The following is a 24,215-nucleotide window of genomic DNA, read 5'->3' as shown; positions in this document are numbered from 1 at the left end:
AGAGCGGGGCGGTCATGAATCGCCCCGCTCAAGGTGCTGCTGACCATGAACTATCAGTTGAACTTTGCCGCCGTATGGCGCGATTTCGACACCTTGCTGGCGGGGCTCGGACTGGGCCTGGAGCTGGCGCTGGTGTCGATCGCCATCGGTTGCGTGATCGGCCTGATGATGGCGTTTGCTTTGTTGTCCAGGCATCGCGCGTTGCGGGTGCTGGCGTCGGTGTATGTGACGGTGATCCGTAACACGCCGATTCTGGTGTTGATTCTGTTGATCTACTTTGCCTTACCGAGTGTGGGCATTCGTCTGGACAAGATTCCGTCGTTCATCATCACCCTGTCGTTGTACGCCGGGGCGTATCTGACCGAGGTGTTCCGCGCCGGATTGTTGAGCATTCCCAAGGGTCAGCGCGAAGCCGGTTTGGCCATCGGTTTGGGTGAGTGGCAAGTGCGGGCCTACGTCACGGTGCCGGTGATGCTGCGCAACGTGCTGCCGGCCCTGTCGAACAACTTCATTTCACTGTTCAAGGACACCTCGTTGGCGGCAGCGATTGCTGTGCCGGAGCTGACCTATTACGCGCGCAAGATCAATGTCGAGAGCTACCGGGTAATCGAAACCTGGATGGTGACCACTGCGCTCTATGTTGCCGCCTGTTACCTCATTGCCATGCTGCTGCGATACCTGGAGCAGCGTCTGGCGATTCGCCGTTAGGAAGGCCCCCATGTACGAATCTCCAACGTGGTTGCACGAATTGTGGGTGGCTCGCGAAGTCTTGTGGTCGGGCTTTTTGACCAGTGTTCAGTGTTCAGTACTGGCGATTATTCTCGGCACCTTGATCGGTATTGTCGCCGGGCTGGTGCTGACCTACGGCAAGTTCTGGATGCGCGCGCCATTTCGTTTTTACGTCGATCTGATCCGCGGTACGCCGGTGTTTGTGTTGGTGTTGGCCTGCTTCTATATGGCACCTGCGCTGGGCTGGCAGATCAGCGCGTTCCAGGCCGGAGCTCTGGGGCTGACGCTGTTCTGCGGCTCTCACGTCGCGGAGATCGTTCGCGGCTCTTTGCAAGCATTGCCGCGCGGGCAGATGGAAGCGGGCAAGGCCATTGGCCTGACATTTTATCAGACGCTTGGCTACGTGCTGTTGCCTCAGGCACTGCGGCAGATTTTGCCGACGTGGGTCAATTCATCGACCGAGATCGTCAAGGCCTCGACCTTGCTGTCGGTGATCGGTGTGGCCGAGTTGCTGCTCAGTACCCAGCAGATAATCGCCCGGACCTTCATGACCCTGGAGTTTTACCTTTTCGCCGGTTTTCTCTTTTTCATCATCAACTACGCCATCGAATTACTCGGCCGGCATATTGAAAAACGGGTGGCTTTGCCATGACTCAAGCTCAAGTTTCGACTCAAATCCCAGCAAATCCAAAAGAAACCCAGGCACTGCTGAGCATTCGCGGGCTGCACAAACAATACGGCAAGCTTGAAGTACTCAAGGGCGTGGACCTGGAAATGCAGCGCGGCAACGTAGTCACGCTGATCGGTTCCAGCGGCTCGGGCAAGACCACACTGCTGCGTTGCGTGAACATGCTCGAAGAGTTTCAAGGCGGGCAGATCATGCTCGATGGCGAGTCCATCGGTTACGAGGAGGTCAACGGCAAGCGCGTGCGTCACCCGGAAAAAGTTATTGCCCAGCATCGGGCCATGACCGGCATGGCGTTTCAGCAATTCAATTTGTTCCCGCACCTGACGGCTCTGCAGAACGTCACGCTTGGGCTTCTGAAAGTCAAAAAGCTGCCCAAGGATCAAGCCGTCGATTTGGCTGAAAAGTGGTTGGAGCGCGTTGGCTTGCTGGATCGGCGTAACCACTTTCCCGGGCAATTGTCCGGCGGCCAGCAGCAGCGCGTGGCGATCGCCCGGGCGATTGCCATGAACCCGAGCTTGATGTTGTTCGACGAAGTGACCTCGGCCCTGGACCCGGAGTTGGTGGGTGAAGTGCTGAGCGTGATCAAAGGCCTGGCCGAGGACGGTATGACCATGTTGCTGGTCACCCATGAAATGCGCTTCGCCTTTGAAGTCTCGGACAAGATCGTCTTCATGAATCAGGGCCGCATCGAAGAGCAGGGCCCACCCAAAGAGCTCTTCGAGCGCCCGCAATCGCCGCGTCTGGCGGAATTCCTCAAGAACACCCGTTTCTAGTTTTTTAGTTCAACTTGGTTTTAACAGGAGAAAGACTCATGAGCATTACTCGTTACGGCACCGGTAGCACCGCCGGTGGCGGCCAGCCCCGTCCATTCGCCCGCGCAGTCGAGGCCGATGGCTGGCTGTACGTGTCTGGCCAAGTCCCGGCGTTGGATGGCGAGATCATCAACGGCGGGATCGTCGAGCAGACTCATCAGACTATGCGCAACCTGATCGCCATCCTCCAAGAGGCCGGTTATGGCCTGGAAGATGTCGTGCGTACCGGCGTATGGCTGGAGGACCCGCGGGATTTCTGGAGTTTCAACAAGGTGTTTTCCGAATACTTCGCCAGTGAACACGCCCCGGCGCGGGCCTGCGTGCAGGCGAACATGATGGTCGATTGCAAGGTTGAGATTGATTGCGTGGCTTATAAGGCGAAGAAGGCCTGATTTTTTGTGGTGGTCTTTAGGGCCACCCCTCACCCTAACCCTCTCCCCAAGGGGGAGAGGGGACTGACCGTATGTTTCTCTCGACGTGCTGCGACCTGGGATATTGAGTTGAATGGACATAATGGAAACGACGCAAATCGGCTCCCTTTCCCCTCTCCCCCTTGGGGAGAGGGCGGGGGGTGAGGGGTGGATCTTGCTGACACCATTAGCCTGTCGCCCGAGCCATGGTTAATATCCCCGGCGAATTTGAATGGGAACCCACTGACATGACCGAAGACACCATCAAGCGCCGCGCTCGCGGGCTGGACCGGGCGTTCGATATCCTCGATTTCCTCAAGGAAATCGGCCAGCCGCTGCGCCCCAACGACATCGCCAGCGGCATCGGTAGCCCGAAGTCCACGGTCTATGAGCTGGTCGCCTCCCTGCTCGAACGGCGGATTCTCGAGCCGGTGGGCAAGGACGGTCACGTCTACCTCGGCCGCCAGTTGTACTTCCTCGGTCAGGCGCACTTACGCCATTTCGACCTGACCCGAGAGGCTGACCACGCCTTGCAGGAAATCGTCAGCCAAACCCACGAAACGGCACAAATGTGCCTGCTCAACGGACGCAAATACACCGTCGCACTGATGAAAGAAGGCGAGCGACATTTCCGGATTTCCTCGGACATCGGCGAGAACGCACCGATCCCCTGGACCGCTTCCGGGCGTTTGCTGCTCAGCCATTTGAGTGATCAAGAAATTGTCGACCTGATCGATCACGACGACTTCATTCTGCCCGACGGTGAGCGCCTGCCGCTGGAGACATTCCTCAAGGAAATTCGTCAGGCCGGCCTCGACGGATTCTTTTCCTTCGACAGCGTGGCCGACACCTTTACCCATTGCTTCGCTGCGCCAGTGAAAGACGAGCGCGGCATTTGCATTGCGACCCTGTGCATCGTCGCCCCAAGGGCCGACGCCAAGAAAAATTACAACGACTACCGCCGGGTGCTGATCGACAGCGCGAACAACCTGGCCCGTCGTATCAACGAATAGCAGCGGCTGCTCGTGGCCGCGTTTGTGAGGAGTTAGACCATGCCTTCTGCCTTGAATATCGATGCCGTGGAGAAGGGCGCAGCCCAGCCCGGTGTCAACCTGGTGCGCGACGTCAGCTTGCCGGCTCTGGTGCTGCACCGCGACGCCCTGGAGCACAACATTCGCTGGATGCAGGACTTCGTCAGCAACAGCGGCGCAGAACTGGCGCCCCACGGCAAAACCAGCATGACCCCTGCACTGTTTCGCCGTCAGTTGGAGCAGGGCGCCTGGGGAATCACCCTGGCCACTGCGGTACAGACCCGTGCGGCCTATGCCCATGGCGTGCGTCGGGTGTTGATGGCCAACCAATTGGTCGGCGCGCCAAACATGGCGTTGATCGCCGAGTTGCTGGCCGATCCACAGTTCGAATTCCACTGCATGGTTGATCACCCGGACAACGTCGCCGACCTCGGGGCGTTTTTCGCCGCACGCGGTGTGCGCCTGAACGTGATGATTGAATACGGCGTGGTCGGCGGCCGTTGCGGTTGTCGCAGCGAGCAGGAAGTGCTCGACCTGGCGAAGGCCATCAAGGCGCAACCAGCGCTGGCGTTGACCGGTATTGAAGGTTACGAAGGGGTGATTCACGGCGACCAAGCGGTGAGTGGGATTCGTGAGTTTGCGGCGTCGTTGGTCCGCCTGGCGGTGGATCTGCAAGACAGCGGCACCTTCGATATCGACAAGCCGATCATCACTGCGTCAGGTTCAGCCTGGTATGACCTGATCGCCGAATCCTTCGAAGCGCAGAACGCCAGCGGACGCTTCCTCAGTGTGCTGCGTCCCGGCAGCTATGTGGCCCACGACCATGGCATCTACAAAGAAGCGCAATGCTGCGTGCTGGACCGTCGAAGCGACTTGCACGAAGGCTTGCGCCCGGCGCTGGAAGTCTGGGCCCATGTGCAATCGATGCCGGAACCAGGTTTCGCGGTGATCGCCCTGGGCAAGCGCGATGTCGCGTACGACGCCGGTTTGCCGGTGCCGCTGCTGCGCTACAAGGCTGGTGTACTGCCGGCCAAGGGTGACGACGTCAGTGCTTGCAAGGTGACGGCAGTGATGGACCAGCATGCGTTTATGACAGTGGCACCCGGTTGCGAGTTGCGGGTGGGAGACATTATCTCCTTCGGTACCTCCCACCCGTGTCTGACCTTCGACAAGTGGCGCACCGGGTGTTTGGTGGATGAGCAGTTGAACGTCATCGAAAGCATGGAAACCTGTTTCTAGGTTCAACACCGAGACCGAGTCGCAGCCATCGCGAGCAAGCTCGCTCCTACAGATGATCGCATTCCCCTGTAGGAGCGAGCTTGCTCGCGATGGCGGCCTGTCACGCAATGCTGAAACATCTGAATAACCTGAGAGCCCTCTGAACATGAACACCATCAGCAATCTAGGCCCCAACGCCCGGCGTATCGCGCTGATCGGCGAGTGCATGATCGAATTGCAGCAACGCGCTGACGGCACTCTGCAACAAAGCTTCGGTGGTGACACCCTGAACACCGCGGTCTATCTGTCCCGCGAGCTGGGCAATGCGGCGACGGTGGATTACGTCACGGCCCTGGGTGATGACAGTTTCAGCGATGCCATGTGCCAGAGCTGGGCGAACGAAGGTATTGGCCTGAGCATGGTCCAGCGTCTGCCGGGACGCTTGCCGGGTTTGTATTGCATCCAGACCGATGCCCAGGGTGAACGGCGCTTTTTGTACTGGCGCAACGAAGCGGCGGTGCGTGACTGCTTCACCACGCCTGCGGCCGCGCCGATTCTGGCGGCACTGCCGGATTACGACGTGCTGTATTTTAGCGGTATCACCTTGGCGGTGCTCGGCGTGCAAGGGCGAGAGAGGTTATTGGAAACCCTGATTGAAGCCCGGCAGCGGGATGCGCGAATAGTCTTCGACAACAACTACCGGCCGCGTTTGTGGGCTTCGGTCGAGGATGCGCGGACGGCGTATCGCATGGTATTGCCGTATGTCGATCTGGCGTTGCTGACGCTGGATGACGAGCAGGCGCTGTTCCATTTTTCCGATAGTGCAGCAGTGTTTGCCGCTTATGAGCAGATCGGGACCCCCGAAGTGGTGCTCAAACGCGGCGCCGAGGCGTGTTTGATCCGATGTGAAGGCGAGCATTTTGAAGTGCCGGCGCACGTGGTCAAACGGGTGGTGGACACCACGGCTGCGGGGGATTCGTTTAGCGCAGCGTATCTGGCCAGCCGACTCAGCAGTGGTAGCCCGGTGCAAGCGGCAGAGGCAGGGCATCGATTGGCGAGCCGGGTGATTCAAGTGCCTGGGGCGTTGATTCCTAGAGATTAGGCTGGGAATGGCCGCCTGCTGCGCATTCGGATCGCGAGCAAGCCCGCTCCCACACTGGATCGCATTCAACTGCCAGATCCATGGTCGACGCAGGTCTAATGTGGGAGCGGGCTTGCTCGCGATGAGGCCCTTGAAGACACCCGATCAATCCCGATAAAACACCTGCACCAGGTGATAACCAAACTTGCTCTTGATGGGCCCATGCACGACACGCAGAGGCTTTTTGAAGATCACTTGATCGATGGCCCCAACCATTTGCCCGGGCCGCACCTCACCCAAGTCGCCACCGCGTTTGCCGGAAGGGCAGGTGGAGTACTTCTTGGCCAACACATCGAAGGCTTCGCCTTTGGCGATGCGTTGCTTGAGTTGTTCGGCCTCTTCGGCCGTTTTCACCAGGATATGGCGGGCTTGAGCTTTCATGGGGCAGTTACCTTGAAGCGGTGATGTCAGCGGGGCGCGGGATTATGCCCGAAACTCAGGTTTTCTGGCTGATCATCGAACGAATCTTGTTGGCCAACAGGTCAATGGAAAACGGTTTGGCGACCATGTCCATGCCTTCCTCAAGAAACCCTTGGCGCTCGAGGGCTTTTTCGGCGTAGCCAGTCATGAACAGCACTTTCAGCTCGGGTCGATACTGGCGGGCGATTTCCGCCAGTTGCCGACCATTCATGCCCGGCAGGCCGACGTCGGTCACCAGCAGATCGACCCGCAGGTCGGACTCCAGCAGCGGCAGTGCAGTTTTGGCGTCTTCAGCTTCATGGGCGTGATAGCCCAGCTCACCGAGCACATTGAGTACCAACATACGCACCGCCGGGTCGTCCTCCACCAGCACCACCGTTTCACCGGCGAGGGCGGGCGGCGTTTCCTGGGCGGTGACTGCCTGGGTTTCCTCCGCTGGCGCAAGGTAAAGCCGCGGCAGATACAAGCACACGCTGGTGCCTTGGCCCGGGAGGCTGGAAAGGCTGACATGGCCGCCGGATTGCTGGGCAAAACCATAGATCATCGACAAACCCAGGCCGGTGCCCTGACCGATGGGTTTGGTGGTGAAAAACGGCTCGAAGGCTTTGGCCAGCACCGAAGGGGTCATACCGCTGCCATTATCGCTGACGCCAATCATTACGTAATCACCGGCCTTGACCGGTTCCAGGGTGCTGATATCAGTACCGTCCAGGTAACTGTTGGACGTTTCGATCAGCAGTTCGCCGCCTTTGGGCATGGCATCGCGGGCGTTGATCACCAGGTTGAGCAGGGCATTTTCCAGTTGGCTGACGTCGGTGCTGACCGGCCAGACTTCGGCGGCCAGCTGCAGCTTGAGTTGGATGTGATCGCCCTTGGTCCGGCTGAGCAGGTCCTCCAGCGAGCGCACCAACTGATTGGGATCGATGGGTTTTCGGTCCAGCGATTGCCGCCGGGAGAACGCCAGCAGCCGGTGGGTCAGGGCTGCTGCGCGGTTGGCCGACGATACCGCCGCCTCGGTGAAACGACTGATTTCGGCGCTGCGCCCGTCAGCGATATAGCGCTGCATCAGATCGAGGCTGCCGATGATCCCGGTCAGCATGTTGTTGAAGTCGTGGGCGATGCCACCAGTGAGCTGGCCGACGGCTTCCATTTTTTGCGCATGACGCAACGCGTCTTCGGCGCGCTCGCGTTCGAACATTTCGTTTTGCAGTCGCTGGTTGCTTTCGGCCAGTTCCCGGGTCCGGGCGGTAACACGTTCTTCCAGGGTTTCGTTGAGGTTGCGCAGGGCGGCTTCGGTCTGTTTGCGCTCGGTTTCATCGATCACAAAAATGTAGAAGCCATTTATCGCGCCGTCAGCCCCGTAGCGCGGCAGGTACTTCATCAACGCATGGCGCGGACGACCGTCACGGTGGTAAGAGTCGGCCTCAAAGCTGCAAGGTTTGCCTGCGAGGGCAGCGGCGATCTGCTCGGCGCGGGTGGCGTAAAGCTCATCGCCGATCACTTCGCGAATGGTTTTGCCGTACAACTCTTGCGGGGTCATCCCGTACCAGTCCAGGTAGGCGGCGTTGTTCAGCCGAAAACGCTCGTCCTGATCGACATAGCCGATCAGCACCGGCATGGCGTTGATGATCAGTTGCAGCTCGGTCTGGCTTTGGCGCAGCGCTTGCTCGATCCGTTTACGATCCGTCAGGTCCAGCGCGGCACCGAGGAATCGGGTCGGCCGTCCATGGTGATCCTTGTAACAGCGTCCCCGGGCAAACACCCAGCGCACCTGACCATTGGGCTGCAGCAGTCGGTATTCCTCGGAGTATTCGGTGCCGTGAGTGATGCAGTGTTTGATGCTGCGGGCGACCATGCCGCGATCTTCCGGGTGCACGCCGGCCAGGTACTCGCTGATGGGCAGTTTGCCGGAAAACGCGGGATCAACACCGTGTAACTGGGCAAAATGCACATCGGCAATGAAGCGATCTTCGCCGATATCCCAGTCCCAGGTGCCGACGGCGTCCGCGGCAGCGAGGGCCAGTTGCAGACGCTCTTCGGACTCGTGCTGAGCCTTGATACTGGCTTCGGAGCGCATTTTCAGTTCCAGCGCGACCCGGCGGCGTTCGTTGGTTTCGATGGCGGTGACCAGAACCCCGGCGACCAGCCCATGTTCATCGCGGATCGGGCTGTAGGTCAGGTCAAGCCAGAGCTCGGTTTCGCGGCCCAGGTGTTGCAGGTTGAAGCGCTGCTCGCTGTAGGTACGCACCTGGCCTTGCAGGACGGCGTCGTAGATAGGGGCGGTGAAGTCTTTGAGTTCTGGCCATATCAGGTGTGTCGGCTGTCCGAACGCCTGCGGATGCTTGTGGCCGGCCAACAGGGCGAAGCCGTCGTTGTAGATTTGCGTGAGCTGCGGACCCCACAGCAGCAACATCGGCATCGGCGAGTGGATCACGATATCCACTGCCGTGCGCAGGCTTTGCGGCCAGTTGCCGGGCTCGCCCAGTGGACTTTGCGTCCAGTCCAGGCATGCAATCAGTGCTTGGGCTTCGCTGCCGGTGGGTGATTCGTTCATCTAAGGGGTCCTGAGTACGGCGTCGGTTTTTTGCAGCTGTCTCTACGATGCTTCCAGGCTATAGACGTTTAATACCTCAAAAAGTCGCATGAGTGGGCTATTTCAATTCAATCGAATGTTTGGCAGGAATGTCCGCGAAGGCAGTTTCTCAGGCGATTAAAAGCCCTGATCTTTATACCTTCAACTCCACCCGGTCCCGAAACTGCTCCAATGCCTCTGGATTGGCCAGTGCATCGGTATTTTTCACCGCCAACCCATGCACCACATTTCTCACCGCCAGTTCAACAATCTTGCCGCTGATGGTGCGTGGGATATCGGTGACGGCGAGGATTTTCGCCGGTACGTGCCGTGGCGTGGTGTTGGCGCGGATGACCTGGCGAATCTCTTGCTCGAGCGCTTCATTGAGCTCAACGCCTTCACGCAGACGAACAAACAGCACCACGCGCACGTCGTCCTGCCAGCTCTGGCCGATGGCGATGCTTTCCACGATCTGTTCGAGCTTTTCCACTTGCCGATAGATTTCCGCGGTGCCAATACGCACACCGCCGGGATTGAGCACGGCGTCGGAACGGCCATGGATCATCAGGCTGCCGTGAGGTAACTGTTCGGCATAGTCGCCCTGGGCCCACACACCAGGGAATTGGCTGAAATACGAGGCGTGGAGTTTTTCCTGCTGTGGGTCGTTCCAGAAACCGATCGGCATGGCCGGGAAATGGCGCGTGCAGACCAGTTCACCTTTCTCTCCGACAATCGGCTGGCCGGCGTCGTTCCACACTTCAATGGCCATGCCCAGGCTCTTGCCCTGCATTTCGCCACGGCGCACCGGCAATACGGGATTGCCGGCGACAAAACACGAAACGATATCGGTGCCGCCAGACATCGACGACAAACACAGCTCGCTTTTGATGTCGCGGTAGACGTAGTCGTAGCTCTGCGGTGACAGCGGCGAGCCGGTGGACAGCAGGGCTTTAAGGCTGCTCAGGTCGTGGCTGAGACGCGGCTGAACGCCGGCGCTTTCCAGGGCCGCAAGGTACTTGGGGCTGGTGCCGAATACGCTGATCTGTTCGCTGTCGATCAGGTCGATCAAACGCGCAGGCTTCGGGTGAAACGGTGAACCGTCGTACAGCACCACGCTGGCGCCGACCGCCAGCGCCGAGACCAGCCAGTTCCACATCATCCAGCCGCAGGTGGTGTAGTAGAACAGCCGATCGTCGCGACCAAGGTCAACGTGCAGGCCATGCTCCTTGACGTGTTGCAGCAGCACGCCGCCGGTGCTGTGGATGATGCATTTCGGCACGCCGGTGGTGCCGCTGGAGTAGAGGATGTACAGCGGATGTTCGAAGGGGACGGCGACGAATTCGGGCTCGCCACCTGCCTGATAGAAATCATTCCAGAGCGCCACATTGGCCGAAGTCTGGAAGTCTTCTGCGCGCACTTGAGGTCGCGCGTAAGGCACGATGATCAATTGTTGTAGCGACGGCAGGCGCTGGAGGACCTCGTTGACCTTCTCCGTCTGGTCGACCTCTTTGCCCGCATAGCGGTAGCCGGCGCAGGTAATCAGCACCTTGGGTTCGATCTGACCAAAGCGGTCGATCACCCCTTGGGTGCCGAAGTCCGGCGAAGAGCAGGACCAGATGGCCCCCAGACTGGTGGTCGCGAGCATGCCGACCAGGGTTTGCCAGGTGTTCGGCATGCACGCGGCAACCCGGTCGCCGAGGCCGACGCCGGCGGCTCGCAAGCTTTTCTGCAGGCCGGCGACATGGCTGGCCAGGTCGGCGTAGGTGAGTTGTTCGCGCTGGCCGTTCTCGCGGATGGCGATCACCGCCGGACACTTGTCACGACGACGCAGCAGATGCTCGGCGAAATTCAGTGTGGCGCCGGGGAACCAATGGGCGCTTGGCATCCGTGGGCCTTCGACCAGCACTGCGCTGGGCGATGCGTGAAATTCAATGTCGAAGAAATCGACGATGGCCTGCCAGAAGTCTTCGCGCCGGTCGATGCTCCATTGATGCAAGGCCGGGTAGTCGGCGATTTCAAGGTCGTGTCGGTGATTGATGAACCGCCGAAAGACCTCCATCCGGGTCTTGCTGATTCGCTCGGCGCTGGGTTGCCAGAGGATTTCGGACATAAAGGGCCTCTTGTTGTTTTAAGAATATGCCTAATCGATACACAACGACCCGTAGCAGCTGGCGCAGCCTGCGTCCGAGCGCGAAGCGGTCGTAAATTCAGCGCACGCGGTCTGTCAGGATGATTGAGGCATCCGGATTACGACTGCTGCGCAGCCGGACGCAGGCTTCGCCAGCTGCTACGGGATTTGCGTGAACCTCAAAGCGTTACTGCGCCAACCACCCGCCATCGACATTCCACGCCGCGCCACGCACCTGGCTACCGGCTTCACTGCATAAAAATAGCACCAGCTCACCCAGTTGCGGTGGGGTGACGAATTCCAGTGACGGTTGTTTCTCAGCCAGCAGATCATGTTGCGCCTGCTGCGGATCGACGCCTGCGGCGGCGCGAGCATCGATCTGTTTCTGCACCAGCGGGGTCAGCACCCAGCCCGGGCAAATGGCGTTGCAGGTGACGTTGCTGGTGGCTGTTTCCAGGCCGACCACTTTGGTCAGACCGATCACTCCGTGCTTGGCGGCGACATAAGCGGCCTTGCCCACCGAGCCGACCTGGCCGTGGACCGAGGCAATGTTGACGATCCGCCCCCAGCCTTTGGCGCGCATGCCCGGCAGGCTCAGGCGGGTGCTGTGGAACACCGATGAGAGGTTGATGGCAATGATCGAGTCCCAGCGCTCTACCGGAAAGTCCTCCACGGCGGCCACATGCTGGATGCCGGCGTTGTTGACCAGAATGTCGACGCCGCCGAATTCGTGCTCGGCATAGGCGATCATCTCGGCGATCTGCGCCGGGTCGCTGACGTCGGCCGGATGATGGCCGACCTTGCCACCGAACTGGCTGACTTCGGCAATCACTGCACTGGCATCGCCGAAGCCGTTGAGGATTAGGTTGGCGCCGGCCTTGGCCAGGCTCAGGGCGATGCCCAGGCCGATGCCGCTGGTGGAGCCGGTGACCAATGCGGTTTTGCCGGTAAGATTCGTCATAAATGCCTCACACAATGCCGGTGGCGTAGAAGGTGCCGATCACCACGAAAACCGCCAGGGTTTTGATGATGGTAATGCAGAAAATATCTTTATAGGCCTCACGGTGTGTCAGGCCGGTGACCGCCAGCAAGGTGATCACCGCGCCGTTGTGCGGCAGGGTGTCCATGCCGCCGCTGGCCATGGCCGCGACCCGGTGCAGAACTTCCAGCGGAATATTGGCTGCATGGGCGGCGCTGATGAAGCTCTCGGACATTGCCGCCAGGGCAATGCTCATACCGCCCGATGCCGAGCCGGTGATGCCCGCCAGCAGGGTGACCGTGATGGCTTCATTGACCAGCGGGTTGGGAATGCTCCTGAGCCAGTCTGCCAGTACCAGAAAGCCCGGCAGCGAGGCGATAACGGCGCCGAAGCCGTATTCTGATGCGGTGTTCATCGCCGCCAACAGCGCGCCACTGACTGCACTTCTGCTGCCTTCGGCGAGTTTGCCGCGGATCGCCCGGAAGCCAAAAACCAGCACCATGATGATGCCGATCAGCAATGCCGCCTGAACGGCCCAGATCGCGGTGAGCTTGGCGATTTCGGTCTGCACCGGCGCGGCCATGCCCGGGAGGCTGAGGCTGTGGGTCTTGCCGTACCACAGCGGAATCCAGTGGGTGAACAGAAGGTTCATCAGGCCGACCATCAACAGCGGCGAGAGGGCGATCCATGGGTTGGGCAGCTTGAGGTCTTCAGCCGTCTCCGGCTCGTTGCGCAGTTCTGTGCCGTAGCCTTCGCCGGTGCTTTGGGCCTTGTTGCGCTGGCGTTGCAGGAACAGCATGCCGGCGCAAAAGACGAAGATAGCGCCGATCACACCGAGCCAGGGCGCGGCCCAGGCGGTGGTGTTGAAGAAGGTGCTGGGGATGATGTTCTGGATCTGTGGGGTGCCGGGCAGGGCGTCCATGGTGAAAGAAAACGCACCGAGGGCGATGGTCGCCGGAATCAGGCGTTTGGGGATATTGCTCTGACGGAACATCTCCGCAGCAAACGGATAGACCGCGAACACCACCACGAACAGCGACACGCCGCCGTAGGTCAGCAGGGCGCAGACCAGCACGATGACCAGCATCGCCTGACGGGTACCCAGCAGGCGAATTGCTGCGGCGACGATGGAGCGTGAAAAGCCGGACAGCTCAATCAGCTTGCCAAACACCGCGCCGAGCAGAAACACCGGGAAATACAGTTTGATGAAGCCGACCATTTTCTCCATGAACACCCCGGTAAACGCAGGGGCGACGGCAGAAGGGTCAGTCAGGAGTACCGCGCCGAGGGCGGCAATGGGGGCGAAGAGGATAACGCTGTAGCCACGGTAAGCCGCGAGCATCAGCAGCGCAAGGGCTGCCAAGGCAATGATCACACTCATGGTGTGTCTCCTGAGTTGTTATTTTTGTAGGGCGAATCTTTTGTGTTGGAGGGTGATAGCGAGTTTCGTGCCATGTATTAAGTTATTGAAATATATGGATATTTTTATAAGATGCAGTTGAGGTGAAGAATTTTGTCTCTGATTTGAGATGTTGTTCGGCAGGAAGGGCCCTATCGCGAGCAGGCTCGCTCCCACAGTTGATTTTCAGTGAACGCATAATTTGTGAGCAACAGAGATCCAATAATGTGGGAGCGAGCCTGCTCGCGATGAGCGCACAGCGCTCGAAAAAGGATGTTCTCTTTATGGAGATGATTGTCTCTCTATTGAGACTCTGCAATTCCCAGCGCCACCATCTTCTTGTACAGCGTCGATCGTCCTAGCCCCAAACGTGCCGCTGCCTCTACCACTTTCCCAGCACATTGCGCGAGGGTGGTTTCAATCAACTGCCGGTCAAAGCGTTCCCGTGCCGCACTGAAGCTTTCGTTGACCATAGCTTCGGGCGCCAAAGATGCAACAGGCTCCACTGGACTGAAGGTGCCGATCGCCGCTCGAATGTCCGTTGCATGCAACATCACGTTATCGCTGAGCAGCGCCGCGCGTTCCAGCACATTGCGTAATTCGCGGATATTACCCGGCCAGGCATGCTGGCCAAGCAGGGCCAAGGCTTCGCTATTGAGCTCATGCTGGCTGCGCAGTTCTTCCAGGATTGCTTCGCTCAGGGCTGGTAAGTCGTCGAGTCGTTCACGCAGCGGCGGTACCTGAATCGGCAGCACGTTGAGGCGGTAATACAAGTCAGCGCGAAACTCACCGCGTTTGATTGCTGCCTGGAGGTCGGTCGAGGTGGCGGCAATCACCCGCACATCGCTCTGGATCACTTCGTTGGAACCCACCGGTTCGAACTCTTTTTCCTGCAACACCCGCAGCAACTTGCTTTGCAGCGGCAGGGGCATGTCGCCGATTTCGTCGAGGAACAAGGTACCGCCCTGGGCGATCTGAAACTTACCGGTTCGACCCTTGCGATCCGCACCGGTGAAGGCGCCGGGTGCGGTGCCGAAGAATTCGGCCTCCAGCAGCGATTCCGGAATCGCCGCACTGTTGATGCTGACAAAGGCTTTGTGCGCCCGCGGTGAAGCGCCATGAATGGCTTGGGCCAGCAGTTCCTTGCCGGTACCGGTTTCACCGAGCAGCAATACCGGCGAATCGGCACTGGCGCTACGCCGGGCGCGGCGTTTGACTTCCAGGCTGGCAGCACTGGTGCCGATGAAGTGAGCGAAGTTGTACTTGGTCTGCCGCGCCCGCAGCAGTGAGCGGGTCGAGGCCAGCTCTTCCTGCATGCTCATGTAGCGTTTGAGCATGGGTGACAGGCTGCGCAACTCATCGAACAGGGCAAAACCGATGGCGCCGATGACGGTGCCAGCATCGTCATGGATCGGCAGGCGCATCACCACCAGCGGTTCTTTTGGGGTGTCTTGCATATCCAGCAGAATCGGCCGGCCCGTGCGCACCACGTCACGCAGCAGGCTGCCGGGGATCACGCTTTCGCAGGGTTTGCCGATGGCCACCTCGGCAGACTCAAGGCCAAAACGGCGGGCGTAGCGCTCGTTCATCCAGACGATGTTGGCGTCGCGGTCAACGATCACCGTGCCTTCGCTGGACTGTTCAATGATCTCGAACAACGAGCGAATCGCCAGCAGACGAACGCGCTGGTAATCCTTGAGGCTTTCGGTGTCGTTCATGGGCGGTCCCAATGGAGGTCAGCGCTTAAACGCTATTTCTTCTTGTTGGCGCTGGCCTCGGCTGCAAGGCACTCAAGGGCGAACTGCTCGGGATAGGTCATCTGGATCAGGCTGGTTTCCCCTTTGACGGTGCGCGAGCCTTCCAGGATGTAGCGAATACGCTTATCGGTGACGCCGATGCGTTTGGCGATCCAGGTAGGGGTTTGTCCGATGCGCGTGATCAGCTTGTCGGCATAGTCGGTGGAGGGGTTATAGAGTTCTGCGTTAGGGCTCATGTGACGTCCGGATAAGGAATTAGGTTGCGATGCACCCAAGGTTACAGGGTCGGCGGCGAATGCGGGAGCGCGGCGGCCAACAGTTCTTTGGTGTAGGGATGCTGCGGCGCATCGAATACCTCATGGCTGGCGCCGCTTTCCACCACTTTGCCGTCCTTGATCACGATCATGTCGTGGGCCAGGGCGCGTATCACCGCTAAGTCATGGCTGATGAACAGATAGGTCAGGCCATGTTTTTCTTGAAGCTGGCGGAGCAGGGCGACTACTTGTTTCTGTACCGTGCGGTCCAGCGCCGAAGTCGGTTCGTCCAGCAGAATCAGTGCCGGTTTAAGCACCAGAGCCCGGGCGATGGCAATGCGTTGCCGCTGGCCACCGGAGAACTCGTGGGGGTAGCGATGGCGGCTTTGCGGATCGAGGCCGACTTCTTCGAGCACCCGAATGACCTGAGCTTCGCATTCGGCAGCCGTCGACTGGCTGTGCACTTCCAGGCCCTCGCTGATGATCTGCTCCACTGACATTCGCGGGCTGAGGCTGCCGAATGGGTCCTGAAACACCACCTGCATCTGTTTGCGCCAGGGCCGCAGTTGTTTCTGGGTCAGGCCATCGAGCGCGTGCCCTTGAAAGCGAATGCTGCCTTCGGAGTCGAGCAGCCTGAGGATCGCCTGGCCGAGGGTAGACTTGCCGGAGCCGGACTCACCGACAATGCCCAGAGTCTTGCCGCGCTGCAGACTAAGGCTGATGCCGTCGACTGCGCGCAGCCAGGTCTTGCGCTGAAACAATCCGCCGCCCAACGGAAATACCACGCTGAGGTCATCGACCTGCAACACCGCTTCGCGTTCATCCCGAGGCAAGGCTTCACCTTCCGGCTCGGCATTCAGCAGTATGCGGCTATAGGGGTGTTTAGGCTGGGTGAACAGCGTCTCGGAATCCGCCTGCTCGACGATTTCTCCAGCGCGCATCACGCAGACCCGTTGAGCAATGCTGCGCACCAGATTGAGGTCGTGGCTGATCAACAGCAACGACATGCCGAGACGCTTTTGCAAGGATTTGAGCAGCAGCAGAATCTTGCGCTGCACGGTCACGTCCAGAGCCGTGGTGGGTTCATCCGCGATCAGCAGTTCCGGTTCGCACGCCAGGGCCATGGCGATCATCACCCGTTGCCGCTGGCCGCCGGAGAGCTGGTGCGGATAGGCCTTGAGCCGCTCCAGGGGTTTATGAATGCCCACCAGTTCCAGCAACTCAATGATCCGTTGTTTTGCGGCTTTGCCGCCCAGTCCTCTGTGCACCAACAGGGTTTCGCCGATCTGCTTTTCGACACTGTGCAGCGGATTGAGGGAAGTCATCGGCTCCTGAAAAATCATCGCAATGCGATTGCCGCGCAGCTGTCGTAGTGTGCTGGTATTTGCCCCCAACAGTTCCTGGCCGCGATAGCGAATGCTGCCCGATGTGTGCGTGCCGCTATCGGGCAGCAGTTGCAGGATCGAATGGGCAGTCACCGATTTGCCTGAGCCCGATTCACCTACCAGCGCCAGGCATTCTCCGGGGCGGATATCCAGGCACAGGTCGCGCACCACAGTCTGGCCGCTGAAGGCCACGCTGAGGTTGCGGATTTCGATCAGGTTTTCACTCATATCAACAGTCCGTTTCATCATCGAGGATCAAGGTCGTGGATCAAGATCGAGGATCAAGATCGTGGATCAAAGGCATCACGCAGCGCCTCGCCGATAAACACCAGTAAAGAAAGAATCACGGCCAAGGTGAAAAACGCTGTCAGGCCAAGCCATGGTGCTTGCAGATTCTGTTTGCCCTGGCCGATCAACTCACCCAGCGAGGCGCTGCCGGCGGGCATGCCGAAGCCGAGGAAGTCCAGTGCGGTGAGGGTGGAAATAGCCCCGGTAAGAATGAATGGCAAGTAGCTCAACGTGGCGTTCATGGCATTGGGCAGGATATGCCGCACGATTACCTTGCGGTCGGTCAGGCCGAGCGCGCGGGCAGCTTTGACGTATTCCAGGTTACGCCCGCGAAGGAACTCGGCACGCACCACGTCCACCAGCGCCAGCCAGGAAAACAGCGCCATGATCCCCAGCAACCACCAGAAATTCGGTTCGACAAATCCCGAGAGGATGATCAGCAGGTACAGCACCGGCAGCCCCGACCAGACCTCCAATAGCCGCTGACCGAGCAGATCGACCCAGCCGCCGTAGTAGCCCTGCAAGGCACCGGCGGCGATGCCGATCAGTGCGCTGATAAAGGTCAGTGCCAACGCGAATAGAATCGACACCCGAGCGCCGAAAATAACCCGCGCCAAGACGTCGCGGGCCTGATCATCGGTGCCGAGCCAGTTCACTTTTGTCGGCGGGCTGGGGGCCGGTTGATTAAGGTCGTAGTTCGGTGTGTCGTCGCTGAACGGGATCGGCGGGAACAGCAGCCAGCCGCCGTCCTTGCGAATCAGTTGCTGCACATAATCGCTGCGGTAGTCGGCCTGGAACGGCAGCTGCCCCCCGAACTCCTGCTCGGTGTAGCGCTTGAATGCCGGGAAATACAGCGAGCCCTGGTAACTGAGCATCAGCGGTTTGTCATTGGCGATCAACTCACCGCCCAGCGTCAGGATAAACAGGCCGATAAACAGCCAAAGCGACCACCAACCACGGCGGTTTTTCTTGAAACGCTCGAAGCGTCGACGGCCCAACGGCGAGAGTCTGAACATCAGGCATTCCTCGCGGCAAAGTCGATACGCGGGTCGACCAGGGTGTAACAGAGGTCACCGATGAGTTTTATCAGCAGGCCGAACAGGGTGAAGATGAATAGCGAGCCAAACACCACCGGATAATCGCGCGAGACAGCTGCTTCGTAACTCATGCGGCCCAGACCGTCGAGGGAGAAGATCACCTCGATCAACAAGGAACCTGCGAAAAACACACTGATGAAGGCCTGAGGAATCCCCGAGACCACCAGCAGCATCGCATTGCGAAACACATGGCCGTAGAGCACGCGGCGCTCGCTCAACCCTTTGGCGCGGGCGGTGACCACGTACTGACGGGTGATTTCATTGAGGAACGAGTTTTTCGTGAGAATGGTCAGCGTGGCAAAGCCGCCGATCACCAGAGCCGTGACGGGCAGCACCAGGTGCCAGAAGTAGTCAGCGATTTTACCGAGGGTCGATAGCTGTTCAAAGTTCTCCGAAACCAGGCCGCGCACCGGGAACCAGTTCAGCGAAGTGCCGCCGGCGAACACTACGATCAGAAACATGGCGAACAGAAACGCTGGCATGGCGTAGCCGACGATGATCGCGGTGCTGCTCCAAATATCGAAGTGGCTGCCGTGATGGACCGCTTTGCGAATCCCCAGCGGGATAGACACCAGATAGGTGATGAGCGTCGCCCAGAGTCCGAGAGAGATGGTCACCGGCATCTTGTCCAGAATCAGATCGGTGACCGTGGCTCCGCGAAAGAAACTCTTGCCGAAGTCCAGCCGGGCATAGTTTTTGAGCATCAGCCACAGACGTTCCGGTGCCGGTTTGTCGAAGCCGTATTGTTTTTCGATGTCCTTGATCAGTTGCGGGTCGAGGCCGCGACTGGCTCGTGAACCGCGGGTTATCGTGTCGCTGGAGGCACCGATGCCACCGCTGCCGATGCCTTGCAGTTTGGCGATGGCCTGTTCCACCGGGCCGCCGGGCGCTGCCTGGACGATGACGAAGTTGACCAACAAAATCATCACCAGGGTCGGGATGACCAGCAGCAGGCGCCGTAGTATGTAAGCAAGCATCAATGCGCCCCTCCGGGTCTGCCACGACTGATGCGCTCGGCGGCCATCTGTTCATTGGTCAGCGGTACAGGGCTCATTTCCCACCAGCTCTCTATGGCCTCGTCGTTGCTGGCTTGTACTGCCGGAATGCCGAAACGGTTCCACCACACGGTGGAGATGCCTGGCGGGTAGTAGTTGGGAATCCAGTAGTAGTTCCACTGCAGCACCCGGTCAAGGGCATGGGCATAACGCAGCATTTCTGGCTGAGTAGTGGCTTTGACCAGTCCGGTAATCAGCGTGTCGACCGCCGGATCCTTCAGTACCATGTAGTTATTGGAGCCGGCGTCATTGGCCGAGGCCGAGCCGAAGTAGTTGTGCAGCTCCATACCTGGCGAGGTGCTGACCGGGTACCCAGTGACGATCATGTCGTAGTCACGGGCCATCAACCGGTTCACGTATTGCGAGGAGTCGATGCGCCGAATGTTCATTGTGATGCCAATCTGCGCCAGGGTGCGCTTGTAAGGCAGCAGCAGGCGTTCGATCCCGCCCTGGCTGTTGAGGAAGGTGAAGCTCAGTGGTTCCCCCGCAGCGTTGACCAGTTGATCGCCGTCTGGTTTCCAGCCGGCTTCTTCCAGCAAGGCCAGCGCTTGCAGTTGTTTGCCGCGGATCACGCCGCTGCCATCGGTCTTCGGCGCTTCGAATACCTGAGTGAAAACTTCATCGGGAATCTGCCCGCGCAGCGGTTCGAGGATTGCCAGTTCGCCAGCATCGGGCAGCGCACTGGCTGCCAGAGATGTGTTGGAAAAGTAGCTCTGTTGGCGGACATAAACATCCCGCATCATTTGCCGGTTAGTCCACTCGAAGTCCCAAAGCATGGCCAGCGCCTGCCGTACCCGACGGTCCTGGAATATCGGGTTTTGCAGGTTGAACACAAAGCCTTGGGCTGGCTGTGGTGCTTCTTTTGCCAGTTGAGCTTTTTGCAGGCGACCGTCATTCAGGGCGGGGCTGTCATAACCGATGGAGTAAGCGGTGGCAGAGAACTCTCGGTTGTAGTCATAGGCGCCGCCACGCAGGACCTGGCGGGCGACGTCGGTGTCGCCGAAGTACTCGATGCTGAAACGATCGAAGTTGTAGAGCCCGCGGCTGACGGGTAAGTCTTTGCCCCACCAGTCGGCGTTGCGGGTGAAGGTGATGCTGCGTCCGGAATCGACCTTGCTCACCCGGTACGGTCCGCTGCCCAGAGGAGCCTCGTAGCCGCCGCCATTGGCGAAATCGCGGGTCTTCCACCAATGTTCGGGAAACACCGGCAGGGTCGCAACGTCCAGGGGCAAGGTACGGTTTTCATTGCTTTTGAAGTCGAAACGGACCGTGCGCGGTGACTCCACTTCGACGCCTTTGACGTCGGCGAACTGGGTTCGATAACGCAGGCTGCCTTGGGTCATCAGCAAGTCGTAGGTATAGCGCACATCCTCGGCGGTAATCGGCGTGCCGTCGGCGAAGCGGGCTTTAGGGTTCAGATAAAATCGCAGCGACAAACCATCGTCGGCCCGTTCCATCTTTTGCGCCACCAGGCCGTACACCGTGTAAGGCTCATCCAGCGAGCGCTGGGCCAGAGGCGAGTAGATCAAACCATCGAGTTGCGACACGCCGATGCCCTTGTCGATATAGGGCAACACATGATCGAAGCGGCCGATCTCGACCGCCGAGCGACGCATGCTGCCGCCCTTTGGGGCTTGTGGGTTGGTATAGGCAAAGTGACTGAAGCCTGCGGGATACTTGGCCGGCTCGCCATATACCGTCAACGCATGTTGCGGTGCGGCATTCGCAGCCGTGGCGTTCAGCAACAGGGCCAGGGCGCAGAACATTAATGAGGGGAAAACCAGTCGCATTGTCAGCCTTAAGAGCCGGGTGATCGATGAGTACAATTTGTACGCTACCCGCGTATCGCTCGCCAGCCACAATTATGTAGCTGAAACACAACGGCCCACCAAGAGGCGGGCCGTTGTTTAAACAAAATCGCGGATTGATCAGTCCTGACGGCTGGTCACTTCCAGCAGGTGATAACCGAACTGGGTTTTAACCGGGCCTTGCACAGTGTTAACCGGTGCGCTGAAAACCACGGCGTCGAATTCCTTGACCATCTGGCCTGGGCCGAAGGAGCCAAGGTTGCCGCCATCACGGCTGGACGGGCAGCTGGAGTTGGCTTTTGCGATTTCGGCGAAATCAGCGCCGCCTTCGATTTGTGCTTTCAGTTCGTTGCACTTGGCTTCGTTGGCAACGAGGATGTGACGGGCAGTGGCTTTGGCCATGGGAAATACTCCATTCAACTTTCAATAAAGTGGTGAGCCTACCGGATTCCGTGGGCTATTTCTCGCCAAAGTTCTGTGACCAGAGGTGCTATTGATGCGCAATCGCTGGGGCCAAGTGGTTGGGTGCGTACATCACGGCATTACAAATCAAGGTTTCTCAGGCGTTCGGCGTGCTGGACATAGAGGTCAACCGGATCAACACCTTTGCGCACCAGACCGGCCGTCTGATTGATGGTGTCCATATGGTCCAGTGGGTAATCGGAGCGGATTACCGTGCCCAAGTGCGAGCTGTAGCGGCCCACCAAACCGTCGTTTTCCTCAGCCTCGGTGGTGAAATACTCGGAAAAAGCTCTGCATACGCTGTGCAGTGGGTCGAGCAGGTTGGGCCCTTCGTCGAGAAGGCTGCCTTGGAGGGTGCCGCTCCAGGAGAAATAGCGCACACCATTGACCCATTCCTTGCCGCTGCCACCCCAGGTTTTGGGCAGACCTTGCGGGTACCTGTCGTTGAACGCACCGACGCCTTCAGTGGTCAGGGCATTGAGCGCTGCAACAGCGTTTTGTGGGAGCTGTGGATTGCCGCTGAGCAGCGACAAAAACCTGGTAAAAAGAGTGGCGGCAGTTGCCGCCACGTGCTCCGGCAAGCGATCAGGGATCAATGCCTTGCGCAGGTAATCGGCGAGTTCGGAACCATGATTCGGCCCGCTGACGGAGGTGACTGACGCCACTTTTTTCGGCTGCGTCGCGGCGGCATAACGGGCGGCCAACGCCCCCTGGCTATGACCGATCAGATTGATCTTGGCCGCGGCTGTTCCGGCCAGTACCCGATCGATTTGAGCAAGCAGTTGCTCGCCGCGCAGCTCGTTGCTATGGACGGCGGACAGGTAGGGGATGAACACCCGGGCCCCGGCCTGTCTCAGCGCTTGCTTGATGCCGTGAAAGATGGCGATGTTGCCAATGCTCTCAAAGCCGAAAAGTCCGTGGACCAAGAGAATTGGGTATTGAGTCGTCGCATTCGGATGCATGTCGATTCCTTTCTTCAGTGAGGGAAATGTTCCAGATTTGCCTCCTAACTCTAGTGCAGTCGGATAGGGCGAATGCGTGGGACATAGCCGCTATGTGCTGAAGAAAATGGAATAAAAGCAGTGGGATATTCAGATGTATCGAAGGTACAAATCGGATCCAGAGGGGTGCAGGAGTCTGGCTGAGACACCAGACCCCAAGCTTCGGTCGTAAAAGGCAGTAACAGTCTTTGCTTCAAATGCTCGCTTGCCGGGTCCTTTCGGATGAGCGCAACCGCTGCGCCGCCTGGCGCAATAGTTGCTCCGTTGCATCCCAACCGAGGCAGCCGTCTGTCACTGAAACCCCATAACGCAAGTACTTGCTCAATGGCTGACAGCCTTCGAACAGGTGGCTCTCGAGCATCATGCCGATCAGTGAGTGGTCACCTTGCAAGCGTTGCTCGAGCACATCGGCGAACACCGCCGGCTGACGTAATGGGTCTTTGCCGCTATTGGCGTGGCTGCAATCGACCATGATCCGCGTTGGGATGGCCAGTTTTCTCAGATCACTGTGCACTTGGTTGATGTTCTGACGATCGTAGTTGGGTCCGCGATGGCCGCCGCGCAACACCAAGTGGGTGTCCGGGTTTCCCGGGGTCTGAATGATTGCCGGGTGCCCCTGGCTGTCGACGCCGAAGTGTCGATGAGGGTGCGCCGCCGAGCGCATGGCGTCGCAGGCGATGGCGACGCCTCCATCGGTACCGTTCTTGAAGCCGACCGGCATGCTCAGGCCACTGGCCATTTCCCGGTGGATCTGCGACTCAGTGGTGCGTGCACCGATGGCGACCCAACTCAGCAGGTCATCAAAGTAGCCAGCAGCCATCGGCTGCAGCAACTCGGTAGCGATCGGCAATCCCAGACGCAGCATTTCGCGCATCAATTCGCGGGACAAGGTCAAACCGCCCGCCATGTCATCGCTGCCATCCAGGCGTGGGTCGTAGGCCAGGCCTTTCCAACCGACAGTCGTACGGGGTTTTTCGACGTAGGCACGCATTACCAGCAGCATGTCATCGCTGACTTCGGCAGCCAGGCTTGCAAGATTGCAGGCGTATTCAAGTGCCGATTGCGGGTCGTGGATAGAGCAGGGGCCGACGATGACCAGCAGACGGGAGTCTTCACCGTTGAGGATCGCGCGCACCGCTTGACGATGGTCGGCGACTTGCTGGGTCAGGGCCGTGTTGAGCGGCAATTGATGCTTGAGCGCAAGTGGACTGGGCAGGCGCAGAGTCAGCGCTTCATTGGCAGAGGTCAATGAGGACAGTGGCAGAGCAGAAACGGACGAGTTCATATTCGGGCTTCCTGGGCTGGCGGCGGGTTGGTCCCCGCACGCTCGGCCCTACTGGGGTGTTCGACAATTGGCCGGATTGGCTACGCGTGTGTGCTTGCCACCTGTGGGTGACCGATCGGAGGCGGCAGGCTGTCCCGAGCGGAGGCTGGTAAATCGCCAGGCGGTAAAGGTGTCGTAGCGGTAATAGGCGGCGTAGTTCATGTGGTGATTCCTCTATGCGTTTTTGGTGACGCTAAAAATGTGTGGGACTGAAAAAACAAAACCCCCGGTCGGGAAGCCGACCGGGGGTTGAGAAC

At 59.2% G+C, this 24,215-nt stretch carries 21 protein-coding genes; 7 read left to right on the top strand and 14 right to left on the bottom strand.

The window, feature by feature from the left end; genetic code table 11:
• Window positions 1-45 precede the first annotated feature (45 nt).
• The 7 genes from ACZYSM_RS05415 to ACZYSM_RS05385 all read left to right on the top strand — a co-directional run bounded on the left by ACZYSM_RS05415 (window position 46) and on the right by ACZYSM_RS05385 (window position 5,990).
• Window positions 46-708, top strand: a complete 663-nt coding sequence (locus tag ACZYSM_RS05415) for an amino acid ABC transporter permease (RefSeq protein WP_489069626.1) — start codon at window positions 46-48, stop codon at window positions 706-708.
• 10 nt (window positions 709-718) lie between these two features.
• Entirely contained in the window at window positions 719-1,381 is a 663-nt protein-coding gene (locus ACZYSM_RS05410) for an amino acid ABC transporter permease (protein WP_489069624.1), read from the top strand.
• The gene (locus ACZYSM_RS05405) at window positions 1,378-2,190 is read left to right on the top strand and encodes an amino acid ABC transporter ATP-binding protein (RefSeq protein ID WP_489069622.1); all 813 of its coding nucleotides are present in this window, start codon (window positions 1,378-1,380) and stop codon (window positions 2,188-2,190) included. Before ACZYSM_RS05410 ends, ACZYSM_RS05405 begins: the two co-directional genes overlap by 4 nt.
• Window positions 2,191-2,228: 38 nt before the next feature.
• The gene (locus ACZYSM_RS05400) at window positions 2,229-2,621 is read left to right on the top strand and encodes a RidA family protein (RefSeq protein ID WP_489069620.1); all 393 of its coding nucleotides are present in this window, start codon (window positions 2,229-2,231) and stop codon (window positions 2,619-2,621) included.
• Window positions 2,622-2,887: 266 nt separating this feature from the next.
• Complete coding sequence (locus ACZYSM_RS05395; RefSeq protein WP_489069618.1) at window positions 2,888-3,652, top strand: IclR family transcriptional regulator; 765 nt, start codon at window positions 2,888-2,890, stop codon at window positions 3,650-3,652.
• Between the two features lie 39 nt (window positions 3,653-3,691).
• Window positions 3,692-4,909: an amino acid deaminase gene (locus ACZYSM_RS05390; protein ID WP_489069616.1), complete on the top strand. Its 1,218-nt coding sequence runs from the start codon at window positions 3,692-3,694 to the stop codon at window positions 4,907-4,909.
• A gap of 145 nt (window positions 4,910-5,054) precedes the next feature.
• The gene (locus tag ACZYSM_RS05385; RefSeq protein WP_489069614.1) at window positions 5,055-5,990 is read left to right on the top strand and encodes a sugar kinase; all 936 of its coding nucleotides are present in this window, start codon (window positions 5,055-5,057) and stop codon (window positions 5,988-5,990) included.
• 144 nt (window positions 5,991-6,134) lie between these two features.
• Here ACZYSM_RS05385 and ACZYSM_RS05380 read toward each other — a convergent pair whose 3' ends face one another.
• The 14 genes from ACZYSM_RS05380 to ACZYSM_RS05315 form a co-directional block, all read right to left on the bottom strand.
• Window positions 6,135-6,410 (bottom strand): peptidylprolyl isomerase, encoded by a 276-nt coding sequence (locus tag ACZYSM_RS05380; protein ID WP_038611202.1) that lies wholly within the window; start codon window positions 6,408-6,410, stop codon window positions 6,135-6,137.
• A 55-nt stretch (window positions 6,411-6,465) separates the two neighbouring features.
• On the bottom strand, window positions 6,466-9,003 hold the full coding sequence (locus ACZYSM_RS05375; protein WP_489069611.1) for a PAS domain-containing protein: 2,538 nt from the start codon (window positions 9,001-9,003) through the stop codon (window positions 6,466-6,468).
• Window positions 9,004-9,175: 172 nt separating this feature from the next.
• Window positions 9,176-11,131 carry an acetoacetate--CoA ligase gene (locus ACZYSM_RS05370; RefSeq protein WP_489069609.1) on the bottom strand — a complete coding sequence of 652 codons (1,956 nt, stop codon included), beginning with the start codon at window positions 11,129-11,131 and terminating at the stop codon, window positions 9,176-9,178.
• Between the two features lie 205 nt (window positions 11,132-11,336).
• Window positions 11,337-12,110, bottom strand: a complete 774-nt coding sequence (locus tag ACZYSM_RS05365; RefSeq protein WP_489069607.1) for a 3-hydroxybutyrate dehydrogenase — start codon at window positions 12,108-12,110, stop codon at window positions 11,337-11,339.
• Between the two features lie 7 nt (window positions 12,111-12,117).
• Window positions 12,118-13,509: a GntP family permease gene (locus tag ACZYSM_RS05360; RefSeq protein ID WP_489069605.1), complete on the bottom strand. Its 1,392-nt coding sequence runs from the start codon at window positions 13,507-13,509 to the stop codon at window positions 12,118-12,120.
• A gap of 320 nt (window positions 13,510-13,829) precedes the next feature.
• Window positions 13,830-15,245 (bottom strand): sigma-54 interaction domain-containing protein, encoded by a 1,416-nt coding sequence (locus ACZYSM_RS05355; RefSeq protein ID WP_489069603.1) that lies wholly within the window; start codon window positions 15,243-15,245, stop codon window positions 13,830-13,832.
• Window positions 15,246-15,277: 32 nt separating this feature from the next.
• Window positions 15,278-15,520, bottom strand: a complete 243-nt coding sequence (locus tag ACZYSM_RS05350) for a hypothetical protein (protein ID WP_489069601.1) — start codon at window positions 15,518-15,520, stop codon at window positions 15,278-15,280.
• A gap of 41 nt (window positions 15,521-15,561) precedes the next feature.
• Window positions 15,562-17,151 carry an ABC transporter ATP-binding protein gene (locus ACZYSM_RS05345; protein WP_489069599.1) on the bottom strand — a complete coding sequence of 530 codons (1,590 nt, stop codon included), beginning with the start codon at window positions 17,149-17,151 and terminating at the stop codon, window positions 15,562-15,564.
• Window positions 17,152-17,204: 53 nt separating this feature from the next.
• Window positions 17,205-18,227: an ABC transporter permease gene (locus tag ACZYSM_RS05340; RefSeq protein ID WP_489069597.1), complete on the bottom strand. Its 1,023-nt coding sequence runs from the start codon at window positions 18,225-18,227 to the stop codon at window positions 17,205-17,207.
• Entirely contained in the window at window positions 18,227-19,285 is a 1,059-nt protein-coding gene (locus tag ACZYSM_RS05335) for a microcin C ABC transporter permease YejB (protein ID WP_489069595.1), read from the bottom strand. The genes ACZYSM_RS05340 and ACZYSM_RS05335 overlap by 1 nt, the downstream gene beginning before the upstream one ends.
• A complete protein-coding gene (locus ACZYSM_RS05330; protein WP_489069593.1) occupies window positions 19,285-21,153 on the bottom strand; it encodes an extracellular solute-binding protein in 1,869 nt (622 codons plus the stop codon). The genes ACZYSM_RS05335 and ACZYSM_RS05330 overlap by 1 nt, the downstream gene beginning before the upstream one ends.
• Before the next feature lie 138 nt (window positions 21,154-21,291).
• A complete protein-coding gene (locus ACZYSM_RS05325) occupies window positions 21,292-21,573 on the bottom strand; it encodes a peptidylprolyl isomerase (protein WP_489069591.1) in 282 nt (93 codons plus the stop codon).
• 140 nt (window positions 21,574-21,713) lie between these two features.
• Complete coding sequence (locus ACZYSM_RS05320) at window positions 21,714-22,595, bottom strand: esterase/lipase family protein (protein WP_489069589.1); 882 nt, start codon at window positions 22,593-22,595, stop codon at window positions 21,714-21,716.
• Between the two features lie 232 nt (window positions 22,596-22,827).
• Window positions 22,828-23,919, bottom strand: a complete 1,092-nt coding sequence (locus ACZYSM_RS05315) for a 3-deoxy-7-phosphoheptulonate synthase (RefSeq protein WP_489069587.1) — start codon at window positions 23,917-23,919, stop codon at window positions 22,828-22,830.
• Between the last annotated feature and the right edge of the window lie 296 nt (window positions 23,920-24,215).

This window comes from Pseudomonas sp. F220 (assembly GCF_057813935.1).
The sequence above is the reverse complement of the archived record's forward strand: the minus strand, read 5'-3'. Positions and strand labels throughout refer to the sequence as shown.

Coding starts and splice junctions, on each gene's coding strand:
- ACZYSM_RS05350 (WP_489069601.1), bottom strand. CDS start 15,520: ATGAGCCCTAACGCAGAACTCTATAACCCCTCCACCGACTATGCCGAC.
- ACZYSM_RS05410 (WP_489069624.1), top strand. CDS start 719: ATGTACGAATCTCCAACGTGGTTGCACGAATTGTGGGTGGCTCGCGAA.
- ACZYSM_RS05415 (WP_489069626.1), top strand. CDS start 46: ATGAACTATCAGTTGAACTTTGCCGCCGTATGGCGCGATTTCGACACC.
- ACZYSM_RS05335 (WP_489069595.1), bottom strand. CDS start 19,285: ATGCTTGCTTACATACTACGGCGCCTGCTGCTGGTCATCCCGACCCTG.
- ACZYSM_RS05365 (WP_489069607.1), bottom strand. CDS start 12,110: ATGACGAATCTTACCGGCAAAACCGCATTGGTCACCGGCTCCACCAGC.
- ACZYSM_RS05400 (WP_489069620.1), top strand. CDS start 2,229: ATGAGCATTACTCGTTACGGCACCGGTAGCACCGCCGGTGGCGGCCAG.
- ACZYSM_RS05345 (WP_489069599.1), bottom strand. CDS start 17,151: ATGAGTGAAAACCTGATCGAAATCCGCAACCTCAGCGTGGCCTTCAGC.
- ACZYSM_RS05340 (WP_489069597.1), bottom strand. CDS start 18,227: ATGTTCAGACTCTCGCCGTTGGGCCGTCGACGCTTCGAGCGTTTCAAG.
- ACZYSM_RS05380 (WP_038611202.1), bottom strand. CDS start 6,410: ATGAAAGCTCAAGCCCGCCATATCCTGGTGAAAACGGCCGAAGAGGCC.
- ACZYSM_RS05320 (WP_489069589.1), bottom strand. CDS start 22,595: ATGCATCCGAATGCGACGACTCAATACCCAATTCTCTTGGTCCACGGA.
- ACZYSM_RS05375 (WP_489069611.1), bottom strand. CDS start 9,003: ATGAACGAATCACCCACCGGCAGCGAAGCCCAAGCACTGATTGCATGC.
- ACZYSM_RS05325 (WP_489069591.1), bottom strand. CDS start 21,573: ATGGCCAAAGCCACTGCCCGTCACATCCTCGTTGCCAACGAAGCCAAG.
- ACZYSM_RS05360 (WP_489069605.1), bottom strand. CDS start 13,509: ATGAGTGTGATCATTGCCTTGGCAGCCCTTGCGCTGCTGATGCTCGCG.
- ACZYSM_RS05405 (WP_489069622.1), top strand. CDS start 1,378: ATGACTCAAGCTCAAGTTTCGACTCAAATCCCAGCAAATCCAAAAGAA.
- ACZYSM_RS05395 (WP_489069618.1), top strand. CDS start 2,888: ATGACCGAAGACACCATCAAGCGCCGCGCTCGCGGGCTGGACCGGGCG.
- ACZYSM_RS05330 (WP_489069593.1), bottom strand. CDS start 21,153: ATGCGACTGGTTTTCCCCTCATTAATGTTCTGCGCCCTGGCCCTGTTG.
- ACZYSM_RS05355 (WP_489069603.1), bottom strand. CDS start 15,245: ATGAACGACACCGAAAGCCTCAAGGATTACCAGCGCGTTCGTCTGCTG.
- ACZYSM_RS05315 (WP_489069587.1), bottom strand. CDS start 23,919: ATGAACTCGTCCGTTTCTGCTCTGCCACTGTCCTCATTGACCTCTGCC.
- ACZYSM_RS05370 (WP_489069609.1), bottom strand. CDS start 11,131: ATGTCCGAAATCCTCTGGCAACCCAGCGCCGAGCGAATCAGCAAGACC.
- ACZYSM_RS05385 (WP_489069614.1), top strand. CDS start 5,055: ATGAACACCATCAGCAATCTAGGCCCCAACGCCCGGCGTATCGCGCTG.
- ACZYSM_RS05390 (WP_489069616.1), top strand. CDS start 3,692: ATGCCTTCTGCCTTGAATATCGATGCCGTGGAGAAGGGCGCAGCCCAG.